Here is a 13,490-nt window from a genome sequence, read left to right as displayed (position 1 = left end):
AATGACTTTTACGGCAGCCTCTTCTCATCAACCCGCTTTTTTCTCTGAATCTTTATAGATCACTGTTGGCTCACCAGACAATTCAGCTGCTTCCTTGGTAATAATCACTTTTTCGATGTTTTCATTTGAAGGGATATCAAACATCACATCCATCATGATTTCTTCGATGATAGAACGAAGACCTCGAGCACCAGTGTTGCGTTCGATTGCTTTTTTCGCAATAGCTCTCAACGCTTCAGGTTCGAATTCAAGTTCAGTATCATCTAGAGAAAGAAGCTTTTGATATTGTTTGACTAACGCATTTTTTGGCTCAGTCAAGATCCGCACCAGATCATCTGTTGTCAATTTCTCTAAAGCTGCCATAACAGGTAATCGTCCGATAAACTCAGGAATCAATCCGAATTTCAGCAAATCTTCAGGGATGATATGTTGCATGACGCTTTCGTCTTCAGAAAGTTTTTGGTTTTGTGTACCAAATCCAATCGTTTTTTCGCCCATACGGTTTTTCACGATTGTTTCGATACCATCAAACGCCCCACCTACGATGAACAAGATATTCGTCGTATCGATCTGGATAAATTCTTGATGTGGATGTTTACGTCCTCCCTGAGGCGGAACACTTGCAACAGTTCCTTCTAGAATCTTCAGCAAGGCTTGTTGGACACCCTCACCGGAAACATCACGAGTGATGGATACATTTTCGCTTTTACGCGCGATTTTATCGATCTCATCAATATAGATGATCCCTTTTTCTGCACGTTCCACATTGTAATCAGCAGACTGGAGCAATTTAAGTAAAATGTTTTCTACATCTTCACCCACATAACCAGCTTCTGTCAAACTTGTCGCATCTGCGATTGCAAAAGGTACATTCAACGTTTTTGCTAATGTTTGTGCCAAAAATGTTTTCCCTGACCCTGTAGGTCCGATCAAGCAGATATTGCTTTTTTGTAGTTCAACATCATCTGTGTTCTCTTGTGCTTGCTGATTGACACGTTTGTAGTGATTGTATACAGCAACAGCTAACGAGCGTTTTGCGCGATCTTGTCCAATCACGTAGTTATTCAATACTTCAAGAATTTCTAGTGGTTTAGGGACTTCAGTGAATTCGCGTACAGCTTCTTCATAAAATTCTTCATCAATGATTTCTTTACATAGGTCGATACATTCATTACAGATGTAGACCCCTGGACCAGCTACGATTTTTTTCACTTCTTCTTGGGTTTTCCCACAAAAAGAACAGCGTACGGTCTCATTGCTACTTGGATTGTCATACATGGTCTTCACCCCTTAACTTGCAAAAAGTATGCAAGAAACTATCAGAGACTTTACAGTCTTTTATTATCATAACATAGTTTAGTAAAAAGAAAAAGTGTTTAACAAAGGATCGATTGACCTATATCTTTGTATATTTTCACGCTTAACAAAAAATAAGGGACTGTGACAACAAACATGTCACAGTCCCTTATTTCATGACCTGTATTACTTAATTTCTATTCTTTTGCTTCTGTCGCTGTACCCGTGATCAATTCGATTGCTTTTTTCATTGTCACATCATGTTCCAGCATATCTTCTGTCAACACGCGTTTGATTTGTTCGATTGGCATGTTGTATGTTTCTGATAATTCTTGGATTTCTGCATTGATTTCTTCTTCTGTTGCTTGAAGATTTTCAGCAGCTGCAATTGCTTCGATCACAAGATTTGTTCTTGTGCGCATTTCTGCTTCACCTTCGAATTGTTTATGCAAGTCTTCTTCTGTAGAACCAGTTAATTGATAGTACATTTCAGGAGAGATACCTTGACGTTGCATGTTGTTCAAGAATTCGTCCATTGAACGATGTACTTCATCATGAACCATCACGTGTGGCAATTCAACGATTTCTGCGTTTTCAACAGCCATACGGATTGCTGCTTCATCTTTTGCATCGTCTGCTGCTTTTTCTTTAGTTTCTACTAATTCTTTGCGATATTTTTCTTTCAATTCTTCTAATGTTGATACTTCGTCATCCACATCTTTTGCGAATTCGTCATCTAATTCAGGCACTTCTTTTGCTTTTACTTCATGGATTGTCACTTTGAAGACTGCTTCTTTTCCAGCAAGATCTTCTGCTTGATAATCTTCTGGGAAAGTTACATTTACATCTAGACTTTCACCTGATTTATGACCAACTAATTGATCTTCAAATCCTGGAATGAATGAACCTGAACCTAATTCAAGTGAGTAATTTTCGCCTTTTCCGCCATCAAACGCTTCGCCATCTACAAAGCCTTCGAAGTCGATTACTACTGTATCGCCATTTTCAGCTGCAGCATCTTCTTTGATAACTAATTCAGCTTGTGCTTCTTGTTCACGTTTGATACGTGCATCCACGTCAGCATCTGTTACTTCACGATCTTGTTTTTCAACAACTAGATCTTTATATTGTCCTAATTTTACTTCTGGTTTCACTGTTACTTCAGCAGTGATTACCCAGTCTTGACCTTTTTCCATGCTTTCAACATCGATTTTTGGTTGAGAAACAGGATCGATACCAGCTTCTTTGACAGCAGCTTCATAAGCTTCTGGTAATACAGCATTCAATGCATCTTCATATAAAGCTTCTTCACCGTACATACGGTTGAATACTTGACGAGAAACTTTTCCTTTACGGAATCCAGGTACGTTCAAGCTTTTTTTCACTTTATTAAACGCAGTTGTTAATCCTTTTTGGATTTCGTCTTGCGCAATCGTAAATTTTAAAACACCATCATTCGTGCCTTTTTTTTCAAATGTTGCAGTCATTTAATTCCCTCCGAGTTTAGAAATTCATTTTATACATCAAAAACGTTTCATGCATACCTTTAAATAGTACACTAACCCTTTCAAATTGTAAACATATTGAATGGGTAGAATCATTGTTTTTCATAACATTTTTATCTTTTTCACTGATAAAATCTAATGGAAGAAGATCATTTGCTCCAAAATTTTCTCTCGTTTTTTAAAAAAATTTTGTTTTTCATCTTCCGTACCATCATACATCGTTTTTCCTGTACATGCCTCTACAGTCAGTTGAAACCAACGCCTCGGGTCTTCAATGTATGTATCATAGACAGGATAAACGATTGCAGATTGCAACGTAAATTCTTCTTTCAGCACCGAACTAAGTAGCGCATCTTCATTCCCATAATGGTCTGATAACACACACAATTGTTGATAACTTGACTGTTGCTGTGGCTTAGGCAAATCTTTGGGTATAACTTTGACTAGTTTTTCTTCAATCGTCAAATAGAAAACAGGGTTGCATTCATTCAATTGCCTAAGCGTCTCCAGCAATTTTGCCCTCGCTAAAATATGGACCTCTGGTAATACAATCAGTTTACTCGCTGTTTGGATAAACTCATGGTAAGGAAGCTGTTCGATCTCCTCAATAGACGACAGCTGACGTGCTGGTTCCAATGAAGGAAGTTCCTCCGATTTTTTATGGAGCGCCTTGACTTTTTGCCTCTCCATTTGGCCGGATAACTCTTCTGCAAATTGGATTTTTTCAATGATACGCTGCTCAAAAGATTCATAAAAATCTGTACTTGCTATCAATTTTCTAGCATATAAAAAATCTTGTGCACTGATTAACAAGTCAAAATAAAATTCAGCAAACTCCTCGTTTTGAAGATACTGTTTTTCATGTAAGAGTGCTTGTTTCAACGCTTCTTTTTTCTCGTCTAACTCATAAAGACAAAAAACAAGCAGGCTATTAGCCTCAAAGCTTTCTTTCAACTCGTAAGCACGTTGAAATAGTTCTTTTGCCTGCTGATATTGCTGGTTTGCTAGTGCTTGTTGGGCCACTCGCATTAAATTCTCATATTTTTCTGGAAAATCAATCGGCTTCACGCAGTGTCCTCCTCTTGCTTATGTTCAGCTCATGTTCAATAGTAGCAAAACAAAAAAAGCATGACAATTAAAAATAATCGAAGCATCCTCTAAAAGCTAGATTTTTGATCTGACTTTTATAAGATGCTTCAAACTACTGTTTTTTATGGATCATCAGCTGTTAACTTCTTGGTTGAATGCTTTGATCAGATTAATCGTAACGACACTTGTATTAGTGAAAAAATCTCCCAGATGCTGCTTTTTCTGATTAAAGATTGCTGGAAGATACCCTAACATCAGCAAAGGAAACTTTAAAATGAACCGGCAAGCACCTTCTCTAACTAAAACAGTTGACCAGCTAAGTTCTTCTTCATCAAAGCTGATGACTCGAATACCGAAGATCATTTTCCCAATCGTTTGGCCATGATTGAGTTTCGTCAATAAAACAAAATACGCTAAATAAATGAGTAATGCCGTGAATCCATAGAGACTCAAATACGAATCTGAAAAATTCAGCCAACCTAGATTTTTGGCAATACCAAGTGTTAAACGTGTAATAGCTCCGATACACAAAAGATCGATCAAGAAGGCAAACATTCGGATCAAAAAGCCTGCATAGAAATAATGAGGAAAATCATTTGCTTTTGGTGGTTCATTTTTTGTGTCAGTATACTTTTTCCATTTCCGTTGTTTCTTTTTGATTTCTTCTGATGTCATCGGTTCTCTTTCAAAAGAGCTCAGCACTTTTTGGGAAAAGCTTGGATCAGGTCCCACAGCAGGCTGCTGTTGCCTCTCTCTTCCTTGTTCCTTATTTTCGTTTGGAAGTTCCGTCATGCTTACTCACCTCCGTAATAATACATTGCTTTTGGTGATTCTGCAGTTCCGAGATTCTCAAGTATTGATAAGATCTGACTAGTTTCAGAAGATTTCAATCCTTGGAACTCTGCCAGTTTGCTTCCTAACCATGTGCTGGCAAATCCAGATGATGGGGAGGAATATTCTACTAATTCAGCATCTTCAAGCTTTTGTTCCTTTCGCATAGCTTGTAAGGCGTCTTCAGGGAATCCCAATTCATCAACTAAACCTACTTCTTTTGCTTGGACACCATCATAAATCCTTCCATCTGCTATTTTTTTGACTGCTTCTTCAGATTTATTCCGTCCCTCGCTAACGATTCTTACAAATCGTTGATACGCACTATCAATATACGCTTGAAGCACTGCTTCCTCTTCTTTTGTCTCTGGGCGTGTTCCTGATCCCATATCTTTCAACGCGCCACTTTTCACTGTTGTGTCTTCCACACCCAGTTTTTCTAAAAGCCCTGAATAATTCAATCCTGACATGATCACACCAATTGAACCGGTCACTGTTTCTTCGGTTGCAAAGATTTTATCTGCTTGAGCAGAAATATAATAACCACCGCTAGCTGCCATGTTTTTCATACTGACATACATCGGGATATCATGTTCTTTACGGATCGTATCTAATTTCTTAGCGATTTCCGCACTTTCATAGACACCACCACCAGGAGAGTTTACTTCTAAAAAGATTCCTTTAACTGTTGGATCTTCTTCCACAGCTTTCAGTTGTTCCATGAAATTTTCATGGTTATAACCTTCAGAAGCAAATAAGCCAGAAGATCCTCCTGCAGCAATCGTTCCATCTACTGTCAGTTTTACGATTTTTTGCGTACTGTCTCCCTCTTCCAACACATTTGGTACTAACTCTTCATCCCCGTATAACCAACTGTTCAACCCTTCGACTTGATTGTTTTCCTGAGGGTTAGTCAAACTCGCCGAAACTAACGAAACCACAAATAATCCCGCAGCAATCAGAACTGCTGCCCAACGTTTTTTATTCATTCTTTCTCCTTTCTAATACAAGTTTTTTAAGACGATTACAGTTTCTGACTTCTCGGAAGCGTCGAACCGCTCTGCTTTTTCTTCACGCGCATACCCAGAAAATGATTCTTTTGTCCATTCATCTTCTACCGTAAACTCTCGCGCTTGGACAACTTCCAAGGCATCAGGTGCGATTTCCTGGATGCTATCCCAACCAGTATCTAAAAATATTTTTGTATCATCTGATACACCAGCTGATGCTTCAAATTCGGACAATTGTTTTTTTAACATTCCAAGTGTCATGATTTCAATTTTTGAATCCATTTTTCTCCTCCTTCATCCTATTACTTTCCATTGTACCGAACTCCTGAAAAAGATGATAGACAAAAACCGATTATTTTTTGATACAAAACGCACACCCAAAAGGCAATTCGATATATACCAATTTATTTTTATTCTTTTTTTGTTGACAAAAACATTCGCAAAAGGGTATGATTTTAAATGTTTCCAGATAAAAAACAAAAAAGGAGGATAGTTATACCTTTTAGGATAGCGCCTGGTCTGTGTAAACAGATGACGAGGAGAGGGTTTATCGAAAGATTCGGCGGATGACCCTAGGGACTGCACTCTACAGAAGATCCACAAAAAGTATCTGCAAAGATAAAACAAAAGGATTTTCCTGCAGCTGGAAGCATTCATACGAATTCATTATAGAAAGTAGGATGTTTTTTATGTGCGGAATTGTTGGAATGATTGGATTAAAAAATGTAACACCAGGATTGATTGGCGGGCTAGAAAAATTGGAATACCGCGGTTATGATTCAGCTGGCATCTTTGTCTCAGATGGCACGACAGATCATTTAGTCAAAGCACAAGGCAGAATCCAAAATTTAAAAGATAGAATAACTTCTGATACTACAGGAAATATAGGCATCGGCCATACACGTTGGGCAACCCACGGACAACCATCTGAGGAAAATGCCCATCCACATACTTCACAAAGCGGGCGTTTCGTGCTTGTCCATAATGGCGTGATCGAAAACTTCGAAGAACTTAAAAATGCTTATTTAACAGATGATCACTTTATCGGTGAGACAGATACTGAGATTATCGCTCATCTGATTGAAACTTTTGCGAAGGATATGACGGCAAAAGAGGCATTTTTAAAAGCTTTGCGCGTCATCAAAGGTTCTTATGCTTTCGCTTTGATTGATCGTACAACACCTGATGTGATTTATGTAGCGAAAAACAAAAGCCCATTGTTAGTCGGACTTGGTGATGGATTCAATGTAATTGCTAGCGATGCAATGGCTATGCTTGCTCATACGAAGAAATTCGTCGAGGTCGAAGATGAAGAGATGGTTACCGTTACATCAGACAAAATTATTATCCAAAATTTTGCGGGCGACATTATGGAACGTTCTTCATTTGAAGCGCAAGTAGATGCTTCAGATATCGAGAAAGGCACCTATCCTTTTTATATGCTGAAAGAAATCGACGAACAGCCTATTATCATGCGCCGTATTGCTCAAAAATACGTAACAGAAGACAATCGGGTCCCTCTTGATCCAAAACTGATCGATACATTATCTGACAGCGATCGAATCTACATCGTTGCTTGCGGAACTAGTTACCATGCGGGATTAGCTGGTAAACAGACTTTGGAAGAATTGACACAGATTCCTGTCGAGGTTCATTTAGCCAGTGAATTCGGCTATAACACACCTCTTCTTTCACAAAAACCATTCTTTATTTTCTTGAGTCAAAGTGGCGAAACAGCGGACAGTCGGCAAGTGCTGGTAAAAATCAACCGTCTTGACTATCCTTCACTTACGATTACAAATGTTGCTGGCTCTACTCTTTCGCGAGAAGCATCCTTCACCCTATTGTTGCATGCCGGACCTGAGATTGCAGTAGCATCAACGAAAGCTTATACTGCACAAATAGCAGTACTGACTTTATTAGCCAAAGCTATCGGTGACAAAAAAGAATTAGAAACTTCTCTTTCGTTCGATATCACTCATGAATTGAGTTTAGTCGCAAATGCGATGGAATCGGTCATTGCCCAGAAAGATTATTTAGAGGAGCTAGCTGCAGAATACCTCAGTGACACAAGAAATGCTTTTTATATCGGACGCGGGGCAGACTACAACGTTTCTCTTGAAGCCGCTTTGAAATTGAAAGAAATCAGTTATATCCAGGCTGAAGGTTTTGCTGCTGGTGAATTGAAACACGGAACAATTGCTTTGATTGAAGAAGGAACACCCGTGATCGGAATCATCAGTGAAGAAGTGACTGGCGCGCATACTCGAGGTAATCTGAAAGAAGTCGAAAGCCGTGGTGCTAAAACATTAGTTATCGTCTCAGAAGGATTAGAAAAGGAAAATGACCAACTAGTACTGCCAGCAGTCCACCCTTATCTGTCTACTCTTGCTACAGTCGTGCCGACTCAATTACTTGCCTATTACGCCACACTGTTACGAGGGTTTGACGTTGACAAGCCACGTAATCTGGCGAAATCAGTGACAGTTGAGTAACGTTTCTGTACGGGAAATCATTTGATTTTTGCAGTCTTTTGTAAAAAAATAAAAGCATAGTATATACCGAACACCAAAAAATTTGATTTTTAGTGTTCGGTATTTTTACTTTATTTCATTTCCCGTTTACTTTTTAAAACCTCGTTTAAATAAATCGTTCACTTTCTCTGTCTATAATATTGGAGTTCCTTTAATAATTTGGCTTTTAATTCCGTTTCTTCAACTACTTCAAGTAAATCAAACCCTTTTTGCATTAATTTTGTATCGTTTTGGCAGTACCCCAATCTTACGAAGATCATGCCTAGAAAATCAGCTCGTTTTGCTCGTTTCGCCATATCTTTTGCTAGATTCAACATGTATCGGCCATCTTCTACAAGATTTTTTTGTATATATATTTGAGAGATATTCATCAAAAGTGTCAGCCTTACTGTATCGACAACATCCAATCGATTATATCTATCAAGCGTAGCTAATAGAATAGGATACATTATTTCTAACGTGCTGATTTCTAGATGAAATGAAATGATCGCAAATATTTGAATATCTCTTAATGTCCACACCTCTATTTTTGAAAGCCGCTGCCAAATCGGAGTCACCAACCCTTTGAATTCTGTTTTATCAAAGTCTATAGGATCAGCAGATAAATACAAGCGTAAAATCAACAGGATTTCTTCTATTTTTTTATCTGAACAAGTAGATGTAAATTCTAAACATCGTCTATACAACTTTCTTATCTGTGCACTTTCTGTATTTGAAATAATAGAATAAAAATCCTCAATAAGCCTTGTACGATTATCTCTATTATCTCTATTCTCTATATTTGCCAAATATCTAAATTCATCTAAAGATACATCTATCCTCTCTAATAAATAACAAGCATTTTCAAACCTTGGCTCCGTCTCATTTTTTTCAATCCGCGAAAGAGTTGTCCTATCTAAAAAATCATTACAAACTTCTTTTTGAGTCATTCCTTTCCCTTTCCTTATAAATCGATACATTTCGCCAAACCTCAATTTTTTCTCCCTCCAAAATTTTTGTGAGCTTATGCAACAAATCTACCAAAAACAATTAGATGATTATAAAATATAAGGGTAACAAAGAAACTATTATACTTATATTATAACAAAAACAAAATGGAGGTTGGCCTATGATAAGAAAAATGCTTATTATTTTTGTCACTACAATTGTTGTTTCCTCACTCGTCCTGACTTCTACTGCAATCGTCTCCCTTGCTTCTGAATTAGATACTACCACTATCAAGCCTGATGTTTACAAAAATGATAGTTATGAAGATGCTAACGGCAATAGAGGGACTGGTAGAATAACCTTGACTGAAGCACGCTGGAGTTCTACCTATGATTTTCGATGGTAACAAAATTAACGCTCTTACGCTGGTCTATTCTCTTTTTTGATAGTATAGTTGCTTCTCTTGTTTTGTACTTCCTTATTGCGGACGGGCAAAACTATTATTACGTCTATCTATTGGCTCAAATTCCTAGTTATATTATTCTTGATCATATCCACAAAAAAATAGGATTAAAAGCAGATAAAGCACGCAAACGTGCTATTTTACTAGTGATGTTGAGTTTTTTCATCTCTTACATTGGTATAATATTTCTTACACAATATGTTTTTAAATAAAAGAAAAAGCAAAGACCAGCGACGAATAACCGTCACTAGTCTTTGCTTTTTCTCTTCTACCTTAGGTTCTTAATCTAGACCGATTTCTTCTTTGACTACTGCTGCGATTTTATCGACATAGTAATTGACTTTCTCATCGGTAGGCGCTTCTGCCATCACACGAAGTAATGGTTCTGTGCCGGAAGGGCGAACTAGGATTCTACCTTCTGACCCCATTTCAGCTTCTGCTTCTTCGATCACTTTTTTAATTGCTGGAACATCCATCGCACCATTTTTATCACTTACACGGATATTCACTAATTTTTGCGGATAAATCGTTACCTCTGCTGCAAGCTCAGATAATTTTTTACCCGTCTGTTTCATAATATTCAACAACTGAATTCCTGAAAGCATCCCATCACCAGTTGTGTTGAAATCTAAGAAAATCATGTGTCCAGACTGCTCGCCACCAAAATTATAATCGTTTTTGCGCATTTCTTCTACAACATAACGATCACCGACTTGTGTAACGACATCTTTCAGACCGATTCCTTCTACCGCTTTGTGGAAGCCTAAGTTGCTCATCACAGTTGTAACGATGGTGTCTTTTTTCAAGCGATTTTTTTCTGCTAAGTATTTAGCACAGATAAACATGATTTTATCACCATCGACGATATTCCCAAGTTCATCTACCGCGATGATGCGATCGCCATCGCCATCGAAAGCTAGACCAGCGTCCGCTCCTTTTTCAACGACCATCTCAGCTAAACGTTCTGGATGCGTAGAACCTACCCCATCATTGATGTTTAAACCATCTGGATTTGTGCCCATTGTATAGAAATCTGTTTCAAGATCAGCGAACAAACGATTGACACTTGTTGAAGTTGCTCCGTTTGCTGCATCGACACAAATCGTCAAACCGGAAAGATCGCCATTGATCGTTTGAACAAGGAATTGAGAATATTTCAATAAACCTTCTGGAAATTCTTCTACAGTTCCCAAACCGTCAGCTGATGGACGAGGCAATTCATCTACTTCTGCATCCAACAATGCTTCGATTTCTAGTTCTTGATCATCTACTAATTTAAAACCGTCTGCACCAAAAAATTTGATTCCATTATCCTGCGCTGGATTGTGAGAAGCAGAGATCATCACTCCTGCACTTGCTTTTTGTAACCGTGTCAGATAAGCAACACCTGGCGTAGAAATCACACCTAGTTGGAACACTTCAATACCCACCGATAAAAGTCCTGAAATCAGCGCTTCTTCTAACATTTGACCTGAGATTCTTGTATCCCGCCCCACTAGTACGCGTGGGCGTTTTCCTTCTTCTTCATGCTGGCTTAGGACATAACCTCCGCATCGTCCCAGCTTAAATGCAAGTTCTGGCGTAAGCTCCTTGTTGGCTTCACCGCGGACGCCGTCTGTTCCAAAATATTTACCCATAGTTGTAAAATTACTCCTTTAACTTAATTTTCCGAGGAATTTGTTCTGCTCATTTGTGTTGATTCGCTTGTTTGCGACGTTTCTTCTGTACTCGTGGATGAACTGCTTGTTGCAGATTCCGAACTAGAAGAGATGGACGTTGTTGTTGAAGGTACCGTTACTGAATCAGCAGATGTGGTGCTTGTACTTATATTTGTATCTTCTTGTGTCCGACTGCTCGTCGAAGCGGAGCTGCTGCTTGACGTTTGCATTACGGGTGTAATCTCCACACTGACTGATTTAGGTTTGATACTTAGTCCTTCTTCTACTGGTATTTCGATTTTACGAGTTGTTCGATGACTGATTCCTGAGACATTGATTGGTACAACGATACTGTCGCCGATTGACGCAAGCAAATCGCTAGATCCGCTTACTTCTGCTTCCAGGTCTGAAAAACTGAAATCATAGCTTTTAACCCCAGCAGCCGGTGTTCCTTGTTGCGTCCCATAAAGTCGTACCGTTTTGCTTGGTTTGATTGCATCAGCTTTCACAGTTACTTGCACTGGATCGGAAATGATACTTAATATTTCTCCTGCTGCGTTCAGCGCTTGTATCGGCACTTCACTATTGATTCCATCATCCGTGACCATCGAAGCATCTACATCAGCTACTACTCGTTTGATTTCGGCCAACGTTTTATCACCTGTAGTGATAGAGACTTTTTTAGGACTAACGGAAGTATCATCCAGCTCATATCCAGATGGTGTGATCGTTGAAGGAATCAATGTTTCCACATCGAAATCTTTTGTCACCTTTTTCTCAACCGTTACTGTAATAGTTGCTGGTTCCATCTTTGCTGTGACAGCACTGCTCAAGTTCTGAATTTTCAGCGGAACTTCATGTGTTCCTTCGCCAAGCTTAGTGATATCTGCAGTGATGCGAAACATCCGTGTATCTTCGTTTGCTTCTGCATTCAACTGGACTCGGTTTGCACTGGAAAGTTTGACCGTCACTGTGTTTTCATATCCATGGATATAATAGCGTTGCGAATCATAAGAAATTTTGATTGGCACACCAGTGACTGTTTGATTATACGCTTCATTTCCAGAAAGCGTGTTTTGAACGGACTGTCCATTTGCATTGAAGTACAGTGCAATACTGAACAGCAATGCAATAAAACTGTAAAGAATGCTTGTCCGTTTCTCTTTTGAGATCATTTGCGATCCCCTCCCTTAGTCATACCGTCTAGGAAAGATTGAATCACGTTTTTCTTATTTTTTGTTTTCTCTTCAGCAATTAATTCTCTACGCAAGATTGCCAAATATTCTTGCTGGGATAAGCCAGCCATCAGTTCATTATCTAACGTGATGCTGACGTCCCCGGTTTCTTCAGAGACAACGATGGTGATCGCGTCGCTGACTTCGCTTATACCGACAGCTGCCCGGTGTCGAGTCCCGAATTCTTTAGGGATCAACATACTTTCTGATAGAGGAAGATAGGCACTTGCTACTGCGATCTTTCCTTCTTTTACAATAACTGCACCATCATGCAGCGGTGTATTAGGAATAAAGATATTGATCAGCAGCTCCCCAGTGATATCTGCATCTAAAGCAATCCCTGTCTCAATATACTCATCTAATCCAGTATGACGTTCGATAGTGATCAGCGCACCGATTTTTCGCTTGGACATATATTGGATGGCTTTGTCAAAAGACAAGATCATCTTCTCATCTTCCTGCTGTTCGCTTTTTGATTGTTTGAAAAGCGAACTGCGTCCAAGATGTTCCAGTCCTCTCCGGATTTCCGGCTGAAAAATCACGATAGCAGCTATCACCCCGTACGTGATGACTTGGTTCATCAGCCAAGACAAGGTGTGCAGACCAATGATTTCTGCTACGATTCGGATAACAATAAAAATAGCTACACCTTTCAGAAGCTGAATCGCTTTTGTGCCTCGCAACAGTTGGATCAGTTTGTATACAAGATACCAGACAACCAGAATATCAAGTATGTTCACCAAAAAATTCAGAGAGAACAAGTCACCGGAAAACATTTGCTGCCAATAGTCCAAATTAAAAAGTTCCCCGATTTGAAATGACATAAAAAGCCTCTCTTCTCTTTTGAGATTTCCTCTCTAGTATATCATATGTTTTAATTTTAGAGGCTGATCTGCTCGTTTTTTTCTTGAGAAAAACACATAATTTTCAAGAAAATTACAA

At 38.9% G+C, this 13,490-nt stretch carries 12 protein-coding genes; 2 read left to right on the top strand and 10 right to left on the bottom strand.

Annotated features, from left to right (window positions below):
• Positions 1–27: 27 nt before the first annotated feature.
• From clpX to A5849_RS07315, 6 genes are all read right to left on the bottom strand, one after another.
• Complete coding sequence (gene clpX / locus A5849_RS07340; RefSeq protein WP_002292068.1) at positions 28–1,278, bottom strand: ATP-dependent Clp protease ATP-binding subunit ClpX; 1,251 nt, start codon at positions 1,276–1,278, stop codon at positions 28–30.
• Positions 1,279–1,493: 215 nt separating this feature from the next.
• Complete coding sequence (gene tig, locus A5849_RS07335) at positions 1,494–2,783, bottom strand: trigger factor (protein ID WP_002347861.1); 1,290 nt, start codon at positions 2,781–2,783, stop codon at positions 1,494–1,496.
• Positions 2,784–2,936: 153 nt separating this feature from the next.
• Positions 2,937–3,869, bottom strand: coding sequence for a hypothetical protein (locus A5849_RS07330; RefSeq protein WP_002313684.1), 933 nt, complete (start codon positions 3,867–3,869; stop codon positions 2,937–2,939).
• Positions 3,870–4,022: 153 nt separating this feature from the next.
• Positions 4,023–4,682 carry an RDD family protein gene (locus tag A5849_RS07325; RefSeq protein ID WP_002292072.1) on the bottom strand — a complete coding sequence of 220 codons (660 nt, stop codon included), beginning with the start codon at positions 4,680–4,682 and terminating at the stop codon, positions 4,023–4,025.
• Positions 4,683–4,684: 2 nt separating this feature from the next.
• The gene (gene sppA, locus A5849_RS07320) at positions 4,685–5,710 is read right to left on the bottom strand and encodes a signal peptide peptidase SppA (RefSeq protein WP_002309012.1); all 1,026 of its coding nucleotides are present in this window, start codon (positions 5,708–5,710) and stop codon (positions 4,685–4,687) included.
• Between the two features lie 12 nt (positions 5,711–5,722).
• A complete protein-coding gene (locus A5849_RS07315) occupies positions 5,723–6,013 on the bottom strand; it encodes a hypothetical protein (protein WP_002347862.1) in 291 nt (96 codons plus the stop codon).
• Positions 6,014–6,420: 407 nt separating this feature from the next.
• On the opposite strand from A5849_RS07315, the gene glmS reads away from it, so the two are divergent.
• Positions 6,421–8,226, top strand: coding sequence for a glutamine--fructose-6-phosphate transaminase (isomerizing) (gene glmS, locus A5849_RS07305; RefSeq protein ID WP_002334745.1), 1,806 nt, complete (start codon positions 6,421–6,423; stop codon positions 8,224–8,226).
• A gap of 158 nt (positions 8,227–8,384) precedes the next feature.
• Here the strand turns inward: glmS and A5849_RS07300 are convergent, their stop codons facing one another.
• Positions 8,385–9,224: a helix-turn-helix domain-containing protein gene (locus tag A5849_RS07300; RefSeq protein ID WP_002336457.1), complete on the bottom strand. Its 840-nt coding sequence runs from the start codon at positions 9,222–9,224 to the stop codon at positions 8,385–8,387.
• 149 nt (positions 9,225–9,373) lie between these two features.
• On the opposite strand from A5849_RS07300, the gene A5849_RS07290 reads away from it, so the two are divergent.
• Positions 9,374–9,598 (top strand): hypothetical protein, encoded by a 225-nt coding sequence (locus A5849_RS07290; RefSeq protein WP_002306487.1) that lies wholly within the window; start codon positions 9,374–9,376, stop codon positions 9,596–9,598.
• A gap of 338 nt (positions 9,599–9,936) precedes the next feature.
• Here A5849_RS07290 and glmM read toward each other — a convergent pair whose 3' ends face one another.
• Genes glmM through cdaA form a run of 3 tightly spaced genes read right to left on the bottom strand, consistent with a single transcriptional unit; the run spans position 9,937 to position 13,372 of the window.
• Positions 9,937–11,292 carry a phosphoglucosamine mutase gene (gene glmM, locus A5849_RS07280; RefSeq protein WP_002292085.1) on the bottom strand — a complete coding sequence of 452 codons (1,356 nt, stop codon included), beginning with the start codon at positions 11,290–11,292 and terminating at the stop codon, positions 9,937–9,939.
• Between the two features lie 23 nt (positions 11,293–11,315).
• On the bottom strand, positions 11,316–12,488 hold the full coding sequence (locus tag A5849_RS07275; protein ID WP_002306484.1) for a YbbR-like domain-containing protein: 1,173 nt from the start codon (positions 12,486–12,488) through the stop codon (positions 11,316–11,318).
• Entirely contained in the window at positions 12,485–13,372 is an 888-nt protein-coding gene (cdaA, locus tag A5849_RS07270; RefSeq protein ID WP_002287821.1) for a diadenylate cyclase CdaA, read from the bottom strand. Before cdaA ends, A5849_RS07275 begins: the two co-directional genes overlap by 4 nt.
• Between the last annotated feature and the right edge of the window lie 118 nt (positions 13,373–13,490).

Origin of the sequence: Enterococcus sp. 10F3_DIV0382 (assembly GCF_002140245.1) — a bacterium.
Taxonomy (GTDB): Bacteria; Bacillota; Bacilli; order Lactobacillales; family Enterococcaceae; genus Enterococcus_B; species Enterococcus_B lactis.
Note: the sequence above shows the minus strand (reverse complement) of the source record. Positions and strands in the feature narration are given on the sequence as shown.

What these genes read in the sequence shown, in the direction of transcription:
- glmS (WP_002334745.1), top strand. Translation starts at nt 6,421, where the DNA reads ATGTGCGGAATTGTTGGAATGATTGGATTAAAAAATGTAACACCAGGA.
- cdaA (WP_002287821.1), bottom strand. Translation starts at nt 13,372, where the DNA reads ATGTCATTTCAAATCGGGGAACTTTTTAATTTGGACTATTGGCAGCAA.
- tig (WP_002347861.1), bottom strand. Translation starts at nt 2,783, where the DNA reads ATGACTGCAACATTTGAAAAAAAAGGCACGAATGATGGTGTTTTAAAA.
- sppA (WP_002309012.1), bottom strand. Translation starts at nt 5,710, where the DNA reads ATGAATAAAAAACGTTGGGCAGCAGTTCTGATTGCTGCGGGATTATTT.
- A5849_RS07300 (WP_002336457.1), bottom strand. Translation starts at nt 9,224, where the DNA reads ATGTATCGATTTATAAGGAAAGGGAAAGGAATGACTCAAAAAGAAGTT.
- A5849_RS07325 (WP_002292072.1), bottom strand. Translation starts at nt 4,682, where the DNA reads ATGACGGAACTTCCAAACGAAAATAAGGAACAAGGAAGAGAGAGGCAA.
- glmM (WP_002292085.1), bottom strand. Translation starts at nt 11,292, where the DNA reads ATGGGTAAATATTTTGGAACAGACGGCGTCCGCGGTGAAGCCAACAAG.
- clpX (WP_002292068.1), bottom strand. Translation starts at nt 1,278, where the DNA reads ATGTATGACAATCCAAGTAGCAATGAGACCGTACGCTGTTCTTTTTGT.
- A5849_RS07275 (WP_002306484.1), bottom strand. Translation starts at nt 12,488, where the DNA reads ATGATCTCAAAAGAGAAACGGACAAGCATTCTTTACAGTTTTATTGCA.
- A5849_RS07315 (WP_002347862.1), bottom strand. Translation starts at nt 6,013, where the DNA reads ATGGATTCAAAAATTGAAATCATGACACTTGGAATGTTAAAAAAACAA.
- A5849_RS07290 (WP_002306487.1), top strand. Translation starts at nt 9,374, where the DNA reads ATGATAAGAAAAATGCTTATTATTTTTGTCACTACAATTGTTGTTTCC.